Origin of the sequence: Parenemella sanctibonifatiensis (assembly GCF_002250565.1) — a bacterium.
Classification (GTDB): domain Bacteria; phylum Actinomycetota; class Actinomycetes; order Propionibacteriales; family Propionibacteriaceae; genus Parenemella; species Parenemella sanctibonifatiensis.
Genome location: NZ_NMVJ01000007.1, coordinates 179,603 through 198,652, shown reverse-complemented (window position 1 = coordinate 198,652; position 19,050 = coordinate 179,603). Strand labels below are relative to the sequence as shown.

At 67.3% G+C, this 19,050-nt stretch carries 22 protein-coding genes; 11 read left to right on the top strand and 11 right to left on the bottom strand.

Translation table 11 applies throughout. From position 1 onward, the window contains the following. Positions 1–8: 8 nt before the first annotated feature. The gene (locus CGZ91_RS09090) at positions 9–248 is read right to left on the bottom strand and encodes a hypothetical protein (RefSeq protein ID WP_094454466.1); all 240 of its coding nucleotides are present in this window, start codon (positions 246–248) and stop codon (positions 9–11) included. A 352-nt stretch (positions 249–600) separates the two neighbouring features. Here CGZ91_RS09090 and trxA point away from each other — a divergent pair, with 352 nt between their 5' ends. From trxA to CGZ91_RS09060, 6 genes are all read left to right on the top strand, one after another. Beyond that, positions 601–921, top strand: a complete 321-nt coding sequence (gene trxA / locus CGZ91_RS09085) for a thioredoxin (protein ID WP_094449476.1) — start codon at positions 601–603, stop codon at positions 919–921. Then, the gene (locus CGZ91_RS09080) at positions 918–1,649 is read left to right on the top strand and encodes a hypothetical protein (protein ID WP_094454464.1); all 732 of its coding nucleotides are present in this window, start codon (positions 918–920) and stop codon (positions 1,647–1,649) included. The genes trxA and CGZ91_RS09080 overlap by 4 nt, the downstream gene beginning before the upstream one ends. Before the next feature lie 2 nt (positions 1,650–1,651). Beyond that, complete coding sequence (locus tag CGZ91_RS09075; RefSeq protein WP_094454462.1) at positions 1,652–2,227, top strand: hypothetical protein; 576 nt, start codon at positions 1,652–1,654, stop codon at positions 2,225–2,227. A 106-nt stretch (positions 2,228–2,333) separates the two neighbouring features. Further along, positions 2,334–3,683 (top strand): aminotransferase-like domain-containing protein, encoded by a 1,350-nt coding sequence (locus CGZ91_RS09070; protein ID WP_407670856.1) that lies wholly within the window; start codon positions 2,334–2,336, stop codon positions 3,681–3,683. A 9-nt stretch (positions 3,684–3,692) separates the two neighbouring features. Then, complete coding sequence (locus CGZ91_RS09065; RefSeq protein WP_094454460.1) at positions 3,693–4,748, top strand: D-alanine--D-alanine ligase family protein; 1,056 nt, start codon at positions 3,693–3,695, stop codon at positions 4,746–4,748. Continuing rightward, positions 4,748–5,659, top strand: coding sequence for an SURF1 family protein (locus tag CGZ91_RS09060; protein WP_179229293.1), 912 nt, complete (start codon positions 4,748–4,750; stop codon positions 5,657–5,659). Before CGZ91_RS09065 ends, CGZ91_RS09060 begins: the two co-directional genes overlap by 1 nt. Positions 5,660–5,752: 93 nt before the next feature. Here CGZ91_RS09060 and CGZ91_RS09055 read toward each other — a convergent pair whose 3' ends face one another. Then, a complete protein-coding gene (locus tag CGZ91_RS09055) occupies positions 5,753–6,136 on the bottom strand; it encodes a DUF6891 domain-containing protein (RefSeq protein ID WP_407670858.1) in 384 nt (127 codons plus the stop codon). Between the two features lie 273 nt (positions 6,137–6,409). Here CGZ91_RS09055 and CGZ91_RS09050 point away from each other — a divergent pair, with 273 nt between their 5' ends. Continuing rightward, the gene (locus tag CGZ91_RS09050; RefSeq protein WP_094454454.1) at positions 6,410–6,868 is read left to right on the top strand and encodes a DUF3817 domain-containing protein; all 459 of its coding nucleotides are present in this window, start codon (positions 6,410–6,412) and stop codon (positions 6,866–6,868) included. A gap of 824 nt (positions 6,869–7,692) precedes the next feature. Here CGZ91_RS09050 and CGZ91_RS09045 read toward each other — a convergent pair. The 9 genes from CGZ91_RS09045 to rpmH all read right to left on the bottom strand — a co-directional run bounded on the left by CGZ91_RS09045 (position 7,693) and on the right by rpmH (position 13,629). Beyond that, on the bottom strand, positions 7,693–8,610 hold the full coding sequence (locus CGZ91_RS09045; protein WP_094454452.1) for a ParB/RepB/Spo0J family partition protein: 918 nt from the start codon (positions 8,608–8,610) through the stop codon (positions 7,693–7,695). Beyond that, positions 8,610–9,530 (bottom strand): ParA family protein, encoded by a 921-nt coding sequence (locus CGZ91_RS09040; RefSeq protein WP_094454450.1) that lies wholly within the window; start codon positions 9,528–9,530, stop codon positions 8,610–8,612. The genes CGZ91_RS09045 and CGZ91_RS09040 overlap by 1 nt, the downstream gene beginning before the upstream one ends. A gap of 128 nt (positions 9,531–9,658) precedes the next feature. Further along, on the bottom strand, positions 9,659–10,288 hold the full coding sequence (locus CGZ91_RS09035; RefSeq protein WP_094454448.1) for a hypothetical protein: 630 nt from the start codon (positions 10,286–10,288) through the stop codon (positions 9,659–9,661). A 132-nt stretch (positions 10,289–10,420) separates the two neighbouring features. Then, positions 10,421–11,074 (bottom strand): 16S rRNA (guanine(527)-N(7))-methyltransferase RsmG, encoded by a 654-nt coding sequence (gene rsmG / locus CGZ91_RS09030; RefSeq protein ID WP_094454446.1) that lies wholly within the window; start codon positions 11,072–11,074, stop codon positions 10,421–10,423. Next, positions 11,071–11,496: a Jag family protein gene (locus CGZ91_RS09025; RefSeq protein WP_407670857.1), complete on the bottom strand. Its 426-nt coding sequence runs from the start codon at positions 11,494–11,496 to the stop codon at positions 11,071–11,073. Before CGZ91_RS09025 ends, rsmG begins: the two co-directional genes overlap by 4 nt. Positions 11,497–11,701: 205 nt before the next feature. Next, positions 11,702–12,724 (bottom strand): membrane protein insertase YidC, encoded by a 1,023-nt coding sequence (yidC, locus tag CGZ91_RS09020; RefSeq protein WP_094454444.1) that lies wholly within the window; start codon positions 12,722–12,724, stop codon positions 11,702–11,704. Beyond that, a complete protein-coding gene (gene yidD / locus CGZ91_RS09015; protein ID WP_094454442.1) occupies positions 12,724–13,104 on the bottom strand; it encodes a membrane protein insertion efficiency factor YidD in 381 nt (126 codons plus the stop codon). Before yidD ends, yidC begins: the two co-directional genes overlap by 1 nt. Then, the gene (gene rnpA / locus CGZ91_RS09010) at positions 13,101–13,484 is read right to left on the bottom strand and encodes a ribonuclease P protein component (RefSeq protein ID WP_094454440.1); all 384 of its coding nucleotides are present in this window, start codon (positions 13,482–13,484) and stop codon (positions 13,101–13,103) included. Before rnpA ends, yidD begins: the two co-directional genes overlap by 4 nt. Positions 13,485–13,491: 7 nt before the next feature. Next, a complete protein-coding gene (rpmH, locus tag CGZ91_RS09005; RefSeq protein WP_094449498.1) occupies positions 13,492–13,629 on the bottom strand; it encodes a 50S ribosomal protein L34 in 138 nt (45 codons plus the stop codon). A 359-nt stretch (positions 13,630–13,988) separates the two neighbouring features. Here rpmH and dnaA point away from each other — a divergent pair, with 359 nt between their 5' ends. The 4 genes from dnaA (at position 13,989) to CGZ91_RS08985 (ending at position 19,029) form a co-directional block, all read left to right on the top strand. Beyond that, positions 13,989–15,431 (top strand): chromosomal replication initiator protein DnaA, encoded by a 1,443-nt coding sequence (gene dnaA / locus CGZ91_RS09000; RefSeq protein WP_094454610.1) that lies wholly within the window; start codon positions 13,989–13,991, stop codon positions 15,429–15,431. 704 nt (positions 15,432–16,135) lie between these two features. After that, a complete protein-coding gene (gene dnaN, locus CGZ91_RS08995) occupies positions 16,136–17,299 on the top strand; it encodes a DNA polymerase III subunit beta (RefSeq protein ID WP_094449499.1) in 1,164 nt (387 codons plus the stop codon). Between the two features lie 16 nt (positions 17,300–17,315). Continuing rightward, positions 17,316–18,455, top strand: coding sequence for a DNA replication/repair protein RecF (gene recF / locus CGZ91_RS08990; RefSeq protein WP_094454438.1), 1,140 nt, complete (start codon positions 17,316–17,318; stop codon positions 18,453–18,455). Further along, positions 18,448–19,029, top strand: coding sequence for a DUF721 domain-containing protein (locus CGZ91_RS08985; protein ID WP_229116538.1), 582 nt, complete (start codon positions 18,448–18,450; stop codon positions 19,027–19,029). The genes recF and CGZ91_RS08985 overlap by 8 nt, the downstream gene beginning before the upstream one ends. Positions 19,030–19,050 lie beyond the last annotated feature (21 nt).

Genomic DNA, 19,050 nt, shown 5'->3' with positions numbered 1-19,050 from the left:
AGTCAGGCTCACCCACAGGCCCAGTCGAAGACCTCACTCTCGAGGTCCAGCTGGGCCGAGCCGCCGCCGAAGTTGAGGCCTCCGAACTCCCAGAACTCCAGGTAGTAGGGCGTCAATCCCTCGGGCAAGGCCTGGTAGGGGCAGGCCGTGCCACCGAGGTGACCGTCGCGACCCTCCAAGGCCAACGCCCACGGCTTGTAGATCGATCGCGGATCCTGCGGGTCATAGCTCCCGTGCGGCTTGAGCATCTCCTCGTGAAGCCGTGCAGCATCGGGAGCTGTGAGATGGGGCTGCGGGGCCACTCGCGCGGGTCGATCCCGGGGCCGTCGGTGCCGATCCAGCCGACCTGGAAAGCCTCGTCAGGCCGCTCATCGGCGGTGATGTAGAGGTCATAGGCGTCCATGTGGCGAGGCTATTGGGCTGCTGTGTCAGAAACTGTGATGCCCTGCCGGTCGGCGTCAGCCGTGGGGTCACACGATCCGCCCGGGAACAGATCGAGTGCCTGAATCGTTCCGCTGTCGGATTCGTTTGGCACAATGTGCCCTGTCTTCAGTCGACCACCCTGCAATCCGTCACGCAAGCTCTCCGGAAGGACCCACCATGGCCACCATCGACGTCACCGATTCCACCTTCGAGGCAACCGTCCTCAAGTCTGACAAGCCGGTGCTGGTCGACTTCTGGGCCGACTGGTGTGGGCCCTGCAAGCAGCTCTCCCCGGTGGTGGAGGAGTTGTCGGACAAGTACGAGGGCCAGATGGTCTTCGCCAAGATCGACACCAACGCCAACACCGCCACCCCGATGAACTACCAGGTGATGGCGCTGCCGACCCTGCTCGTCTTCAAGGACGGCCAGGTCGTCAACCAGATCACCGGCGCCACCACCAAGGCCAAGCTTGTCCAGGCCATTGAGGGCTCCCTGTGACCGACCCCGATTCCCCCTCCACCCCCGGGGGGACCGAGGACGGCGGCGCCCCGACCGGCGCCGCCGAGACCACCACCGCATCCGACACCGACGCAGCCGCTGAGACCACCGCAGCCGAGCCCCAGCGCCGGCGTACGGCCTGGCCGATCCTCTTCGTTGCGGTGCCGATCGTCTCGCTGATCGCCGCCTTCGTGGTGGTCAACGCGCTGGGTGGGCTGCCGACAGTCGCGCCGGCCCCCGCCGCAACGCCGCCGATCTCGGCCCCACCGTCGAGCGCCGAACCAAGCGGCACCGACACCACCGGTCCTGAGACCACGGGCACGCCACCAACCACCGACGCTGGGCCGAGCGGTCCGGCCGGTACGGCGCCGCCGCCAGCGTCCCCGCGTACGGCCCCGGAGCTTCCCGCGCGGATCGGCGAGGACACCATCGTCGAGGGCGCCGGCCGCGGCGACGCCCACAGCCGGGTCAACTACTACGCCGGACCGGAGCAGAGCACCTACATGGTGCTGGTCACCACCGGCTACACCGATCCGGACCAGGCCCTCGCGAGTTTCGGACCGGAGATCGCCGACGTCGCCGGTGTCCGCTGCAGCGACGGCAGCCGCCCCGCCTGCGCGGCCGTCCACGAATCGTCCGGCGCCGTGGTCGTGGTCCAGTCCGTCGCCGAGGGCGACGCCCCCACCACCGCGGCCCTCCTCAACCGAGCTCTGGAAGCGATGGGATGAGCGTGAGCAACCACCACCACGACGAGGGCATGTCTGATGCCGGCACCGTTGCGACCAGCCCCGAGGCGCCGAAGGAGAAGCGCAAGCTGCCGCCCTGGGTGCCGGGCGTTGCGGTCTTTCTCGCGATCCTGCTGATCGCCGGGATCGCCGGCTCCTTCCTCACCCGCACCGGCGGCCCCACCGAAACCCCCACACCCACCACCACGGTGGTGCCGGTGGAGGGACCGTTGGTGCTGCCCGACACGGTCGGTGAGTACGCCCTCAAGCCCGGCGGGGAGCCTGAGGCCACCGCCGGCGAAGACGGCGTCGAGATCGCCAACGGCACGTACGCCAAGGGCGGCCGTGACTACTTCATCGCCTTGGTGCTGCGGCCGGCCGCCAACCCCGGGGAGGTGCTCCGGCAGATCAACGCGAGCGGCATCCGCGAGCAGGCCGGCGGGACCTGCGGGCGTACGGCCGACGACCGGGACGCCTGCGTCGTGATGCGAGCCGACGTCGCCGTGGTGGCAGTCGGGCTGCGCGGCCAGACCATCGAGGAACTGGTCGGCGAAGCCCAGCAGGTGGCCGACACCCTCTGATCCGGGTCTCTGCTGGACGAGTGCCCGGCTGTCCAACACCGGAAACTTCGGTTCATCCGGCGTTCCCGCACTCCGCTGGTTGTCCCGGTGGGGCAAAGTAGGGCAGGTGACCCCGTCTCGCGAATCCTCCTCCACCGGGTCGGCGACGCCCGCGCGTACGCAGCAGCGCCGCGGCACCCGCTTGGACAGCTACGTCGACCGGTACGCCGAGCGCACCCAGGGCATGACGGCCTCGGCCATCCGAGCTCTCTTCGCTGTCGCCAACCGACCCGAGGTGGTTTCGCTGGCAGGCGGCATGCCCAACATCGGCGACCTGCCACTGCCGAACATTGCCGAGGGCATGGAGCGGATGATCCGCGACCACGGCCCGCAGGTGATGCAGTACGGCTCCGGCCAGGGCGAGCCCTTCATCCGGGAGCACATCTGCACCGTGATGAAGCTGGAAGGCATCGACGCCCACCCCGATGACGTCACCGTCACCTGTGGTTCGCAACAGGCCCTCGACCTGGTCACCCGGCTCTTCTGCGACCCCGGCGATCCGGTCGTGGTCGAAGCCCCCAGCTACGTCGGCGCGCTGGGCACGTTCCGGGCGTACCAGTGCGATGTGCGCCATGCCGCGATGGACGACGACGGCCTGGAACCGAATGCGCTGCGGGCAACCCTGCAGCAGCTCGCCTCCGAGGGCAAACGGGCCAAGTTCCTCTACACCATCCCAAACTTCCAGAATCCGACCGGCCTGCAGCAGTCGCTCCAGCGGCGCCAGGAGATTCTCGCGATTGCCGAGGAGTTTGACCTACTGGTCATCGAGGACAATCCCTACGGGATGCTGAGCTTCGAGGCCGATCCGCTGCCGGCGATGCGCTCACTGGACCACGATCGGGTGATCTATCTGGGGAGCTTCTCCAAGACCTTCGCGCCGGGCTTCCGGGTCGGTTGGGCGCTGGCACCGCACGCCGTACGCGAGAAGCTGGTCCTGGCACAGGAGTCCGCGACGCTCTGTCCGCCGGTATTCTCCCAGTACGCCATCGCCAACTATCTCGAGAACAACGACTGGCGGGGCCAGATCGAGGTCTTCAAGTCGATGTACGTGGAACGCCGCGACGCGCTGCTGTCGGGGCTGAAGGAGTACATGCCGCCCGGCTGCGAGTGGAACACCCCGCGGGGTGGCTTCTTCGTGTGGATGCAGGTCCCCGAGGGCCTCGACACCCAGGCGATGCTGCCGAGGGCGGTCACGGCGAGGGTCGCCTTCGTGCCCGGCACCGGCTTCTATGCCGACGGGTTGGGAAGTCGCTACATGCGGCTGTCCTACTGTTTCCCGACCGCGGAGCGGATCGTGGAGGGCACCCGCCGCTTGGGTGAGGTGCTCACCCGTGAGGCGGAGATGCTGAACACCTTCGGGATCGAGGGGCGCCGACTACCTCCCGATCACGGATTCCCCGGACCTGAGACGAACTGAGGAGCACAGATGACCGCGGATGATTCCCGGGCTGGCGCTGACAACGCCGGCGTCGAGACGGATGCGCTCAGGAACGAGGAGATCACCGTCCTCGTGCTGGCGGGCGGGTTGTCCCACGAGCGAGATGTCTCGTTGCGGTCCGGTCGTCGGGTCGCCGAGGCGTTGCGCCGACAGGGCTTCAGCGTGGTCGAGTCCGACGTCAATTCCGACCTGGTGAGCCTGCTGCAGAGCACTCCCAACGTGGTCGCGGTGCCGCTGTTGCACGGCGAGACCGGCGAGGACGGAGCGCTGCGGGAGGTGCTGTGGCTGTGCGACGTTCCTTATGTCGGGGCCACGCCGACCGCCTCCCGGATCACCTTCGACAAGTCGATCGCGACCACCGTGGTACGCCGTGCAGGCCTTCCGACCCCGGCACAGGTGGCGCTGCCCGCGGAGACCTTCCGCGAGCTCGGCGCCCGCTCCCTGGTGGAGGCGATGGGCCGCCGACTGCAGCTGCCAATGATGGTCAAGCCGAGCCGCAGCGGTTCGGCGCTGGGCGCCAGCAAGGTGACCGAGGCCGCCGAACTCCCCAGTGCGATGGTCCACGCGTACGCCTATGGCTCGGTCGCCGTGGTGGAGTCGTTCATCGAGGGCACCGAGGTGGCTGTGGCGGTGCTGGATCGCGGCAACGGGCCCGAAGCGCTGCCGGCGGTGGAGATCCGGCCCGACTCGGGCACCTATGACTACGCCTCGCGTTACACCGCTGGGGCGACCGAGTTTGTCACCCCGGCCGAGGTGGACGATGCCACCGCGCAGGCGTGTGCCGACCTGGCGCTGGCGGCCCATCGGGCACTCGGTCTGCGGGACCTGTCGCGCACCGACATCATCATCGACAAGAGCACTGGCGTACCTCATTTCATCGAGGGCAATGTCGCGCCGGGGCTGACGGAGACCTCACTGGTGCCGATCGCCTTGGAGGCCGCCGGGTTGGATCTCGGTGAGGTGATGGGGGATCTGGTGCGCCGGGCCAAGCAACGCCACGATGACCAGACCGGTATCGATGAGCTGCACCGGGACGAGCGATGATGACCTCCCCCACTCCGCCGAGCGTCGCAGAGCCCGGGCCAGAACCCGAAAGTCCACACGTACGCCGGCGTTGGCTGCTGCCAACCTTGATCATTGCACTCGGCGTAGTTGCGGCATCGATCATGGTCGGACTCGGCCTGTGGCAGGCCCAGGTCTTTGTTGATCAAGGTTTGTCGGCGGCCGACAGCCGCGCTCAGATGGCTCCGGAACCGCTGGAGGAGTACGCCCCGATCGGCGGGCCGACTGGCGACATCTACGGCCGACCAGTGACCACCTCCGGGGTGTATGACAGCACCGATGAGGTGCTGATCCCTGATCACCGCAACCGCGGTTTCTACCGCGTCCTCACCAAGCTGGTCCGAGACGACGGCACCGTGGTGCCGGTGGTGCGCGGCACCGTGACCGATCCCGCCTCCGTGCCGGCGCCGCCGGCTGGCGTCCAACAGGTCACCGGAATCTTCCTGCCGTCGGAGCCCGACCTCGGCGCCGTGCCCGAGGGCCAGCTCAGCAGCGTACGGCTGTCGCTGCTGGCGCAGACCTGGCCCGAAACGATGGTGTCGGGCTTCGTGACCGCGGAGCCGCAGCTGGCGGCGGCGTACGGGATGGACGAGGCACCGGTGGAGCTGCCCAGCGGGGAGGGCTCGGGTCGCAACCAGGGTTATGCCCTGCAGTGGTGGGTGTTCGCGGCGTTTGCGCTGGGCATGTCGATCAAGATCGCCCGAGACATCAGCCACGGTCAGAACACGCTCGGCGGAGCGACGGGGCCCGCCGGTGCTGGGCCCGCCAGCCCCACCCAGGCGCCCAAGAAGAAGCGGCGCCTCGGCGGGTCGATGGGCGGCGCCACGGGCAGTGCGCCGTCCCGGGCGCCGACCGAGCAGACGTCGGGGCCGGACGACTCGTCCGAGGCCTGACCGTCGGTGGTCTGAGCGGCGCTGATCCCGTGGGGTTGGCGCCGCTCGTGCGTTCTGGGGTGGTGTAATTCCACGTGGTGGACTTCGGTTGGATCAGCCTTCGAGCGGCTCGATGTGCGGGCGCCACAGGAGCGGCACCATGATCGCCGAGTCGACCGAGCCGTCCCAGCTGGCATTGAGGCCGTTGTTCTTCAACGTGTCCACGACAGTTCTCGCCACCTCCGCTTCGCGGCCGTCCTCGAACGAGGTGAAGTAGATCGCCAGCTCGATCTCGCCGAGCTCCAGCCGGTCTATCGCCTGGTCGGCGGTCATGACACCGCCGATGTCGCCGTCCTCGGGGTCGAGAGACGCCCAGTCCGCGAACTGTACGGCGGCAATGCCATGCTCGGGCAGTTCCTCGAAGGTGGCGTCAAGGCGGTCCACATCGGTGGTCTCGTCCGCCCACGCCTCACAGGTGGCGGCGAGGTCATTCCAGATCGCCTCAAGAAGGACAGGGCGAAGTCCTCCCGTTCATCCTCCTCCAGCTCGTTGTACTCGTCGTCCCAGGCGTCGCTGGCCGGGAGAACTCCTCCTCGACGAGGTCGGCGTACGCCGGGTCGTGCACGCGCTCCGACATGGATAGGTCGGATGTCGGATGGCCGTCTGCTGCGGCGCCGGAGTTCATGCCCCGATCGTGGCATCTGGGGGAGCCGAAGGGAAGGGTCGTCGCCGGTCGGTGGACAGCGCGTGCCCCACTAGACTGAGGACATCATGACGAATCCTGCCGACGCCGATCGCCCCGTTTCCCCTGATGTGCCTCTCGACGAGGCGGCTACGCCGACTACCGACCCTGAGGCCTCCGGGGCCGAGTCGGAGGGCTACTCGGCGCCGACACCCGAGGACGATCACGGGATTCCGGGCGCGTTGCTGCGGTATCGGATCATGGCCTGGATCGTCGGCACCCTGCTGGTCGTGTTGGTCTGCGTCGGCATGCCCCTCAAGTACCTCACCGACAACGACATCGTGGTGCGCGCCACTGGCGTACCTCACGGCTGGTTGTACGTGATCCTGCTGCTGACGGCGTGGGATCTCGGCCGTCGCGTCGCGTGGACGTGGACTCGGCTGATTCTCATCGGCCTCGCCGGCACGGTCCCGTTCCTTTCCTTCGTGGCTGAGCACTTCGCCAACAAGGACGTCAAGACTCGCTTCTCTGACCTGTTTCGGCGCTGAGCTCGGCCTGAACCGGCTCGGCGGCCCGGCCGGTGTGGTGATGGTGCGCGCCGTGCGCGCGCTCCCGGGCCGGCGGCGTGGCACCGCCGCTGGCCGACTTGACGCACAGGGGGAGCCGCAGGCAGGTGCGGTCAGGGCAGAGGCAACTCTCATCACCGCGTTGTTCAGCCACCTGGCCACTCAATCACCGTCACGGCCATGGGTCTGGCCCCGCGGGTACGACGATCGCCACCCTCACGTGCGCCACGGTGCCCTCGTCAATGTTTCACGTGAAACATTGGCGCGGTCTCGGATTCACCAGTTCGCGCCAGCAGCGGCGCACCCGGGCGTCCATTCCGCCGGAACAACGCAGTTTGCCCGTCGTTTGTCTCCGCGCCGTCTGGTAGCTGGCGACGGCAAGTCACACGGCTAGCGACCAGCACGGGGAAGTGGCGCACACTTCACGACCTCCTTCCCCGGCGCGCCGCCGGTCGGTTGGCGCCCGGCGCCACATCCATGAGCTGCACCGGTCGCGGCCGACGTCGGCGGGCCGCGGGGCTCGCGACACCGCAGGAGACCGCACCAACAGGGCGGCACCCCGACTCTCCACTCACGCACTCCTTCGGCACCACCTCGTCGGCAGCCGATGGCTCGGTCGGGCGTTGCATACCCAGCCCAGCCGCGAGCCGAAGCACGCGCCCGCCGCCGCTCGCGAGGGCCACCCTGCGCCCCGGTAGCCATCGGCGCTCGGCCCGAGCCATGTTTCACGTGAAACATGGCCCCGGCAGCGAAGCGCCCGCCGACCATCAGGTCGGCGGGCGCTTGAGGCGGGGAATGAATCCAGGTCAGGAGATGGTGCGTCCGTGCAGCACGGCCACGATCCGCTCGAGGTCCTCCTCGGAGGCAAACTCGATGCTGATACGACCCTTGCCCCGGCGCGACATGCGCACCTTCACCCGGGTATCGAAGTGATCGGCGAGATCGGTCTGCAGGTCCTCCGTGCGTGGATCTGGTCCCGTCACCCGGCGGGTCTGGCGTACTGGTTCCGACCCGGTTTCGCCCAGCGTGACCAGTTCCTCGACGGCCCGCACCGACAGGTTCTCGGCGACGATGCGCTGCGCCAACCGTTCTTGCGCTGCTGGATCCTCCAGGCCCAGGAGCGCCCGCGCATGTCCGGCGCTGACGGTGCCGGCCGCGACACGGCGCTGCACGGTGGGCGGCAGCTTCAGCAACCGCAGCGTGTTGGCGATCCGCGACCGGGATCGCTTCACCCGCTGTGACAGCTCCTCCTGCGTGCAGTCGAAGTCCGTCAGCATCTGCTGGTACGCCGCGGCCTCTTCGAGCGGGTTCAGCTGGACCCGATGCAGATTCTCCAGCAGCGCATCGCGCAGCATGTCGGTGTCCGCGGTCGAGCGTACGATCGCTGGGATCCGCTCCAGGCCAGCCAGCTGAGACGCTCGCCACCGGCGTTCACCCATGATCAGTTCGAAGTCTTCGCCAGACCGTCGCACGACGATTGGCTGCAGGACACCGACCTCGCCGATCGACGCCGCGAGCTCCTCAAGCTCTTCCTCTTGGAAGACCGTCCGTGGCTGGTGCGGGTTGGGGCTGATCCGATCCACCGGCACGTCAGCGAACATGGTGTCGCTCAAGCTCGCCAGAGCATCGAGCGCGTCGGACTTCCGACCTGGCTGTTCATCGGTGCGCTGGAACAGGTCTCCCAACCCACGACCCAGCCCACGAGCATTCTTCTTCTCAGCCATCACCACTCCTGTTGTGTCATCTCGGCGGCAGCCGCCCGGTATGCCTTGGCACCGATGGACCTCGGGTCGTACGCCAGCACGCTGCTTCCATAGCTCGGCGCCTCGGAAATCCGCACCGATCGCGGAATGACCGCGTTCAATGTTTCACGTGGGAAGTGGCGACGTACCTCGGAGGCGACCTGCTGGGACAGGTTGGTCCGAGCGTCGTACATCGTCAGCACGACCGTCCGCAGTTCCAGCTCCGGGTTCAGGTCACCGGCCACCACGTTGATGGTCCGCATCAGCTGGGACACGCCCTCCAATGCGTAGTACTCGCATTGGATCGGGATCAGGATCTCGCGCGCCGCCACCAGGGCGTTCAGCGTCAGGAGACCGAGCGAGGGCGGGCAGTCGAGGATCACGTAGTCGGTCGGGTGGTCCTTGAGGTACTCGTCCAAGGCGCGCTGCAGGCGCGTCTCCCGTGCCGACAACGACACCAGCTGGATCTCCGCTCCAGCCAGGTCGATGGTGGCAGGAAGCACCATCAGAGAGTCGGCTTCCTCACAGCGCTGGACGTGATCAGCGATCTTGGCGCGGTCGACGATGACCTCGTAGGTCCCGGGCACACCTTCCTCGTGTTCGGCGCCGAGGGCGGTCGACGCATTGCCCTGGGGGTCGACATCCACGACCAGCACTCGCTGTCCGCCCTGCGCCAGTGCCACCGCGAGGTTGACCGACGTGGTCGTCTTGCCGACTCCACCCTTCTGATTCGCGACGACAATGATCCGGGTCTTGGCCGGCCGCTTCAGTTCCGTCGATGTTTCACGTGAAACACCGATGCCCGCCCGGCGCCCCTGAGTCGCCCGTGGCGCCTCGACAGGAGGCGGCGGCGGAGTCTCCGACTCGTCAAACACCGCTCTCCGCGGACCAGTACGGCTCATCTGTGCTCCTTAGCGGACCGGGTGGGAAGGCGTACGCACGACCACGTACGCCCGGTCGTCCCTACGTGCTCCGTCACTCTAGCCGGACCGTGCGACGAATCCGACCTGGAACAGTCACGCTGCACGCCTCACGCAGGCGTACGCCCGACTCCGGGCGCGCCGCACCAGCGACAGGTGCAACCATGGTCATTCGGAAGCCGCCGACGCCGGATCCCGCTGACCACCTGGAGCCACCCGACGCCCCATGCGAGCAGCAACAACAGCAGCAGACCACCCAGCAGCAGGTGGGTGAATCCGCCTTCGCCCAGCTGCAGCAGGACCGTCATGCCGGGCACCACGATCGCCACCAGCGGCATCGCCACGATGATGCTGACCGCGGTGATGATGCCCTCGGCCGGCGGCATCAGCGGTCGCCGAATCGGCTCGGGCGCATCGGTCGGTGTTGAGGTCCGAGCGCACAGCTCACACTGGCACCAGTGGTCAAAGCCCACCGGTGGTCGTCGCGCGGCGTCCTCGTCGGCGGCTCCGAGGAAACGATGCCGGTTGATGGTGCGTGCCAGCAGCCAGTTGCGGGCGATGAGCGCTCCAGCCAGGACGATGAAGATGGCCGCACCGATACTGAGCAACCCGGCCGCGGCCGCGGTCAACGGGAGCATCAGCGCAAATCCGAGCAGTCCGAAGCCGACCGCCATCACCAGGACGCTGGCCCCGGCCGCTGCGACCGCCTTACCGCGCTCCCGGGTCAGGTCAGCAGCCATCGGATCTCCCGTCATTCAGGCCGGGGGTCCGGCGCTCCGCGGCTCCATCATCCCAGATGGTCGCGACCTGCACATTCCACATTGTGGTCGGTGCAACCAAGCTCAGCTCAGTTGACATGTCATCCGGATCGCTCAGCGGGCCGACCGGATCCGTACGATCGAGGTCACGTCCTCGCCGGCCACCAGCGCCGGCACCACATCACCCGCCCAGCCCTCCTGGCGCAGCCAGCTCGCGCAGACAGCCAGCTCGCCGCGGGCCCTTTCCCCCTTCAGGGCCAGCAGCTCGCCAGTGGGGGAGAGCAGCGGCAAACACCAGGTCAGCAGCTTGTCCAGACCCGCCACCGCACGGCAGGTCACCACGTGGAAACCGGCCTGATCGGCCGGCAGATCCTCGGCGCGGGAACGAACCACCTCAACGTTGGCCAGGCCGAGCTCGTCCACCACGCCCTGCAGGAAGGTGGTGCGCCGCAGCAGCGACTCGATCAACACCACCGTCACGTCGGGGCGCTGAATCGCCAGCACCAGCCCTGGCAGGCCGGCACCGCTGCCGACATCCCCGACCCGGGCGTCCGGGCTCACCAGCTCGGCCAGCCCGGCACAGTTCAGCAGGTGCCGTTCCCAGATCCGGCCACCCTCACGGGGCCCGATCAGCCCCCACTCGATGCCCCGGTCGACCAGAACGCTGGCGTACGCCTCGAGAAGCTCGGCGTGCTCTCCCGCGGTGGCGAGGACACGCGAACGGGCCTCGGACTCGCCGAGGCCCGCAGGCTGTACCGGTTCACTCACGCCGGCAGAACGACCACGCGACGCTGCGGCTCTTCGCCCTCGGACTCGCTGGCCAGACCGGCCTCCGCGACCGCGTCGTGCACGATCTTGCGCTCGAAGGGGTTCATCGGCGACAGTCGCGCCGGCTCGCCACTCTCCTTGACGTCTTGGATCGCGTCGTTGGCCAGAGCGCGCAGCTCACGGCGGCGCTGATCCCGGTGACCAGCCACGTCCAGCATGAGCCGGCTGCGTACGCCGGTCTCGGTCATCACGGCCAGTCGGCACAGCTCTTGGAGCGCATCCAGAACCTCGCCGTCCTTGCCCACCAGCTGGGTCGACTCTGTCTCGACCGAGACGTGGGGGCGACCACCCTCGACGAAGAGATCGAACTCGCCGTCCAGACCGGCGATCTCCATCAACTCCTCGAGATAGTCAGTGGCGATGTCGCATTCTTCGTCGAGTGCCGCCTGCTTGGCCGAGACCTTGGGGGCGTCGGACTCGGTGGCCTCGGTGCTCTCGGCCGCCTCAGGCTCGGCAGTCGCGACGGCGCCGGTGTCCTGCTGTTCCGCGTCGGGGGTGGCCTGCTCGTCAGTGCTCACGCGTACTCCTCGTATGTTCGGGCCCTCTGGGCCGGGGGTTGTACGCCGCTCAGCGGCGGCGGTTGGAACGGGTCTGGCGGCGGGGCTGCTGACGCTGCACCCGGGGTGCTTCCGCCGGCTCCTCGACCACCTCAGGCTCGGCGGCGCCCCGCTTCACCTTGGTGGCGGTGCCGGCATGCTTCGGCGCTGGCTTTTCGACCTTGCGGCCGGAACGCTTGGCCGACTCGTACTCAGGATCCTTGCCCTGGGCACGCATCCGGTCCTCCCAATCGGCGTACGCCGGCGATCCGGGGGTCGGGTTGTTGCGCATCAACAGGAACTGCTGGCCCATGGTCCAGGCGTTGGAGGTGGTCCAGTAGACGAGCACACCGATCGGGATGCTGACGCCGAAGAAGGCGAACATCACCGGCATGCCATAGAGCATCATCTTCTGGGTCTGCCCCATCGGCCCGGTCATCGCCTCGGCCGACATGTTCTTCTGCATCATTTCGCGCTGGGTGAAGAAGAGCAGCGCCGTCATCGCGAGGATCAACACCAGGGCAACGGTCTGGACCGGACCCCAGGACTCGATCGGCCAGAATCGGTCAGAAATGCGGGCGCCGAAGATCTCAGCATTGGCCAACGAGTCGACCAGCGACAGGTTGTTCTCGAGGAAGTAGCCCAGCGGTCGTCCGAAGGCAGCCTCCGACAGCACCCGATAGAGGCCGATGAGAATCGGCATCTGCAACAGCAGCGGGAAGCAGGACGCCATCGGGTTGACGCCCTCTTCCCGATAGAGCTTCATGGTTTCCTGGCCCAACCGCTCGCGATCGTGGCCGTACTTCTCCTGCAGCGCCTTGAGCTTGGGCTGCACGTGCATCATGTTGCGCGAGCTGCGAATCTGCTTGACGAACAGCGGGATCAACAGGGTCCGAATCACGACCGTGAGGCACATGATCGACAGCACCCAGGTCCAGCCGCCTTCGCTGCCCAGCACGGGCGACCACAGCGTGTGGAAGGCCACCAGCACACCGGAGATCGCCGCATAGATCGGCGTCATCAGCGTGTCGAAAAACCCAAAAATTGCGTCCATCAAGCGCTCCGGCTCATCTGGTCGGTCCCCTCATCGTGTGTGCTTTCGTCTGTCGTGCCGCGCGGCTCGTCGGCGTCACGCACCGTTCCAGTGTGCTTGCTCTGCGCGGCTGCGTCACCTTCGTCGCGTTGGGCTGCCTGCTCGCGCTGCCATTCCTGCCAGGCCGGCGTCCCCGGCACCGGGTCGTAGCCACCGGGCTGCCACGGGTGGCAGCTGGTGATCCGCTTGACGATCAGCCAGGACCCTTTCGCCGCGCCGTGCACCTGGACGGCTTCCAGTCCGTACGCCGAGCAGCTCGGGTAGTAGCGGCACACCTGGCCATACCACGGTGAGATCGTCGCCCGATAGAACTTGATGAACCAGATCAGCAGGTGCTTCATCGCCGACCCTGTCCATCGGGTTGCTGCTTGTCATCCATTCGCCGGCGGGCCGACTGCCAGGCCGAGCTCAGGTCCGTGGCGAGCCGCTCGGAGTCAGTGGCAGCGGCTGGTAGCGCGCGTACGACGATGTCGGCGGCGGGGCGGTCGGTGGCCTGGTCCTGGACCAGCGCGTCCTTCACCAGATGCCGCAGCCGCCGCTTGACGCGGTTGCGGGTGACGGCACCGCCAACGGCCTTGGACACGACGAAACCCACCCGCGAGGGTGGGTTGTCAGTCAGCCGAGCATGCACCACCAAGGTGGGGCGCCCGACCCGTACGCCGTTGCGAACCGTCGAACCGAAGTCCAGCGACGACCGCAGCCGGTGCTCGGACCGCAGCACCGCTGGCTCAGCCGGCCAGCTTGGCGCGGCCCTTGCGGCGACGGCTGGACATGATCGCGCGCCCGGCGCGGGTACGCATCCGAAGGCGGAAGCCGTGGGTACGGCTGCGACGCCGGTTGCTCGGCTGGAACGTGCGCTTGCTCACGAGAGTGCTCCCAGGTCAGTGTGTTCTGGTACATCCACCCCGAACACGTGCCCGGAATGGGGAAGGTCACCAAAGACGGCGACCCCGAAACGATACGCCGGGCACCGATTCTGGTCAAACCGGACACGGTCGGGCAGCCTCGTCCAGCCGACACGCCGGTGTCAATGAAACTTCCGGACGCGGCGCTTGCCAACGACCCCGACCGTTGTTAGGTTCATCGAACGCAGCCCACGGCCGCAGCCCGAGGGCTGTGCCACCGCAGCGTCTCATACCCACAGGTTGTGGACAACGCTGTGGACAATGAACATGTCCGTGCCGCGAGGCCTGATGGGGAAGTCGAGGTGCCGGTGGTTTCCGAGATGTCACCGTCTGACGCCACCCCTGGTGACCCGGACCTCATCGCAGCTTGGCGGCAGCTCATTGACGAGACCCGCTCGCCCGGTCGTGCCTGGCTGATGAACACGCATCCGATCTCGATGCAGGCCGACACCTTCTTGGTGGCGGTTCCCGACGAGTTCACCCGCCACCGACTCGAGTCGAAGCTGCGCACCGAGATCGAGGACAGCCTGTCCGACTTCTTCAACCGCACCATCAGGGTCGCGATGCTGATCGACGACAACCTCGACATCCAGACCTTCTCCGAGCCGGTGTTGGCGCGAGAGCCCGAACCGGAACCGGAGCCGTCCGGGACGCCCGAGACCGGGCGTACGGGCGCGTCGAGCACCGAAGCCATGGCTGCTGCCGCGCCGGCTTTGCTGCGCGACTCGGACCGGCTCAACCCGAAGTACTCCTTCGACACCTTCGTCATCGGGTCGTCCAACCGGTTCGCCCACGCGGCGGCGGTGGCGGTCGCCGAGGCGCCGGGCAAGGCGTACAACCCGCTGATGATCTATGGCGAGTCGGGGCTGGGCAAGACCCATTTGCTGCACGCCATCGGCCACTACGTCCGCAACTACTACGACCGGGTGCGGGTGAAGTACGTCTCCACCGAGGAGCTCACCAACGACTTCATCAACGCGATCTCTGACAACCGGACCACCCAGTTCCGCAAGAAGTACCGCGAGGTTGACGTCCTGCTGATCGACGACATCCAGTTCCTGGAGTCGAAGATCCAGACCCAGGAAGAGTTCTTCCACACGTTCAACACGCTGCACAACGCGCAGAAGCAGATCGTGATGACCTCCGACCGACCGCCGAAGCTGCTGGAAGCCCTGGAGGACCGGCTCCGGAGCCGTTTCGAGGCCGGCCTGATCACCGACGTGCAGCCCCCCGACCTGGAGACCCGCAGCGCGATCCTGCGCAAGAAGGTCGCCCAGGAACGTCTCAACGTGCCCCTGGACGTGGTGGAGTTCATCGCCTCCCGCATCCAGACCAACATCCGCGAGCTGGAGGGCGCCCTGACCCGGGTGTCGGCCTTTGCCTCGCTGCAGCGCCAGACCGTCGATCTCAACCTGGCCGAGGTGGTCCTCAAGGACCTGATGCCCAACAGCGCCGAGGCAGAGATCACCGTGGGCGCTATCCAGGCCGTGACCGCGGACTACTTCGACATCTCGATCGACGACCTGGTCGGCGCCAAGCGCCAGCAGCAGCTGGTGACCGCGCGCCAGATCGCGATGTACCTGTGCCGCGAGCTCACCGACCTCTCGCTGCCCAAGATCGGCCAGAGTTTCGGCGGTCGCGACCACACCACCGTGATGCACGCCGACCGCAAGATCCGCGGGATGCTGTCTGAGCGCCGCGACGTCTTCAACCAGATCACCGAGCTCACCAACCGCATCAAGCAGTCCGCGTCCCAGCGCTGAGACGTACCTGCGGGACTGCTGGCGTACGCCCGCTGGTGGTCCCGTCTGTGCGGTGCGGGTTCGATTCAAAGACGCAGCAACGAAAGCCTGGGCGGTGGCGACCGGCCCTGGCGTGCAGAATCGACGTGGATTCGGGCCGATCTGCACCTGAGAAGCAGAACGGGCGAAGTTACCGTCGTTATCGCACGGAGAGCGCGTACGCCGCAGCCAAAGTGACCACCGAATCCCGACTTTTTTCGACCCAGATCTCCACGTCTCCAGCGCAAACCACATTCCTGTAATTACACAGCTGAAATCTTGTCCACAGCTGTGGAGACAGCTGTGGACAACCTCAGTCCTTGGGGATTGGCCCGATCGCCCGATTGGTCCGCCACAGATCCTCCCCGTGTAATTCGACGGTTGTCCACACCACCTGTGGATGACAGAACGCGCTTGCTCAGCACCGATCTGGCTGTTGTCCACAGATCCACAGGAGTGATGATGACGATGAACTGATACAGATCTTTGATCATCAAAAGTCACGAGCCGGGGATATGTGCATGGAGCTGCAGCCCGACCTGGGGCGGGGCGAACAGCAGCAGAACAACAGCTCAAAGTGAGCTGGTGATTCACGGATCCGGGGGTCGCCGTCACCGGCAGACGTCGCTAGGATGACAAGTCCCGCGTCGCTTCCGTGACGCGACGTGTCGTTCAGGAGCCGAGCAGTGAAGATCACCGTCGAGCGCGATGTGTTGGCTGAGGCCGTTCAGTGGGTTGCCCGTTACCTTCCGGCACGTCCCAGCCTGCCGCTGCTGTCCGGTGTCCTGGTGACGGCCGACGGCGAGGGTGTACAGCTGTCGGGCTTCGACTACGAGACCAGCGCCCGGATCCACATTGCTGCCGAGGTGCACGACGAAGGCACGGCCTTGGTGTCGGGCAAGCTGCTCGCCGACATCTCCCGTTCCTTGCCGGCCAAGCCGGTCAACATCACCAGCGATGCCACCAAGATGGAGCTGGTGTGTGGTTCGGCACGCTTCACGCTGCAGGGCATGCCGATCGACGAATACCCCGAGCTGCCGGTGATGCCGCAGCCGACTGGCACCGTGGCCAGCGAGGACTTCGCCAAGGCCGTCGCCCAGGTCGTCGTGGCAGCCGGCCGGGACGAACTGCTGCCGGTCTTCACCGGCGTACGCGTCGAGGTGCTGGGCGACCAACTGACGCTGCTCGCCACTGACCGCTACCGGATGGCGCTCAAGGAACTCACCTGGACGCCGGCTGGCACCGACCTGGAGACCGCCGCTCTGGTGCCCGCCAAGGTGCTCGGTGACGCGGCCCGCTCGATGACCTCGGGTGAGCAGGTCACCATCAGCCTGTCCGACCCCGAGAGCGGCGACAGCATGATCGGCCTGGCCGGCAGCGGCGCGGCCGGCCATCGCGAGATCACCACCCGACTGCTGGACGGCGAGTTCCCCAAGGGAGTTCGCAGCCTGATGGGCATCAAGCCGCTGCTGTCGGTACGCCTGTCCACCGCCGAGTTGATGGAGGCCGCCAAGCGCATCGCGCTGGTGGCCGAGCGCAACACCTCGCTGCGGATGGGTATCGGCGACGAGGAGATTGTCCTCGAGGCTGCCACCGGCGACCAGGCTCAGGGGTCGGAGGCGATCAGCGCCGCCGTCGAGCTGCACGGCAACGCCGAGCCTGCTCTCACCGCGGCCGGTTTCAACCCGCACTACCTGCAGGATGCCCTGGGCATCCTGGACGCCCCGGTGGTCGACTTCGCCTTCACCGCGCCGGGCAAGCCCTGCCTGATGACTGGCGTAGCGAGCATGGATGACACGCCGCTGGACGACTACCGGCACGTCATCATGCTGATGCGCCTGCCGCAGTGACGCCGCGGAGCGTCGGGTGTACGTCGATCACCTGAGCCTCGGCAACTTCCGTTCCTACGAGGCCCTCGAGCTGGGTCTGGAGCCGGGCGTCAACGTCTTTGTCGGCCTCAACGGCCAGGGCAAGACCAACCTCGTCGAGGCCATCGAGTACGCCGCCACCCTGGCTTCTCATCGGGTTTCCTCCGACGTGCCGCTGATCCGTGCGGGGCAGGACCAGGCGATCATCCGAGCGCGGGTCCGTGCCGGGCTGGAGGATGACCGCAGCCTCACGCTGGAGCTCGAACTCAACCGCGGCAAGGCCAATCGGGCCCGGCTCAACCGGTCCCCGGTGCAGCGGCCTCGCGAACTCCTCGGCCTGGTCCGTGTGGTCGTCTTCTCCCCCGAGGACCTGGCGATCGTCAAGGGCGATCCGGGCCAGCGCCGAGCCTTCATGGACACCGTGGTCATCACCCGGTGGCCGCGGATGGCGGGGGTGCGCAGCGACTTTGAGCGGGTCCTCAAGCAGCGCGGCACCTTGCTGAAGTCGTTGTCACCGCGCAGCCACCGGCGTACGCCCGACCCGGATGCCGACTCGACGCTGGCGGTCTGGAACGACCAGCTCGCCCACTTCGGAGCGGAGATCATCCGCGCCCGGTTGGACGTGATGGCCGACCTGCTCCCGTATGCGACCCAGGCGTACGCCGACATCGCGCCGACCAACAATGTCGTCACCAGCAGCTATCTCGGATCGGTCGAATTGCCCGACCCGGACCTGGACCGGGACGGGATCGCGGAGTTGTTGCTGGCGGCGATGGCGCAGCGCCGCGACGAAGAGGTGCAGCGGGGCGTCAACCTGGTCGGCCCGCACCGTGACGACGTGGAGCTGAAACTGGGCGAGTTGCCGGCGCGTGGCTACGCCAGCCATGGCGAATCCTGGTCGCTGGCGCTGTCCCTCAAGCTCGGTAGCTTTCATCTGTTGCGCCACGACGGGATCGAACCGGTGCTGATCCTCGACGATGTCTTTGCCGAGCTCGACACGACCAGGCGGGAACGGCTCGCTGACGGCGTACGGGTCGGCGAGCAGGTGCTGGTCACCGCCGCCGTGCCGCATGATGTCCCTGAGGCCCTGGCGGGCACCAGCTATGCGGTCCGGACGGGGGAGGTCAGCCGTGAGTGAGGATCCGATCCGCGACGAGTCGGCGGGCCGGGGCGAGCCGGAGAACGCCCAGGCGAAAAATGGCCAGTCCGACCCGGAACCGGGCCCCGAGAGCGGGCTGGAACTGGCACGTCAGATCGCCGCAGCAGCCCAGTTGCGCGGCCAAACCGGTCCGGCGGCACCGCAGAAGCCGAAGAAGAAGAGGGCCCAGCACCGCGACTATCGCCGCTACAGCAACGACCGGGACCCGAAACCGCTCGGTGATGCGATGGATGGGCTGTTGCGTCGCAAGGGGTGGCGTACGCAGATCAACGTCCAGTTGCTGATCGGCAAGTGGAGCAGCTTGGTCGGTGAGGTCAATGCGGACCACAGCGAACCGGTCGGCTATTCGGACAAGGTGCTGACCGTCCGCGCCGATTCGAGCACCTGGGCGGCGTCGTTGCGGATGATCGCGCCGCAGATCGTCGCGCAGATCAACCGCGAGTTGGGCGACGGGACGGTCACCCGGGTCGACGTACGCGGGCCGCAGGCGCCGAGCTGGCAGCACGGCCGCCGCAGTGTCCGCGGCCGGGGACCGCGCGACACCTACGGCTGAGCCGCACTGCCCCCTGGGTGG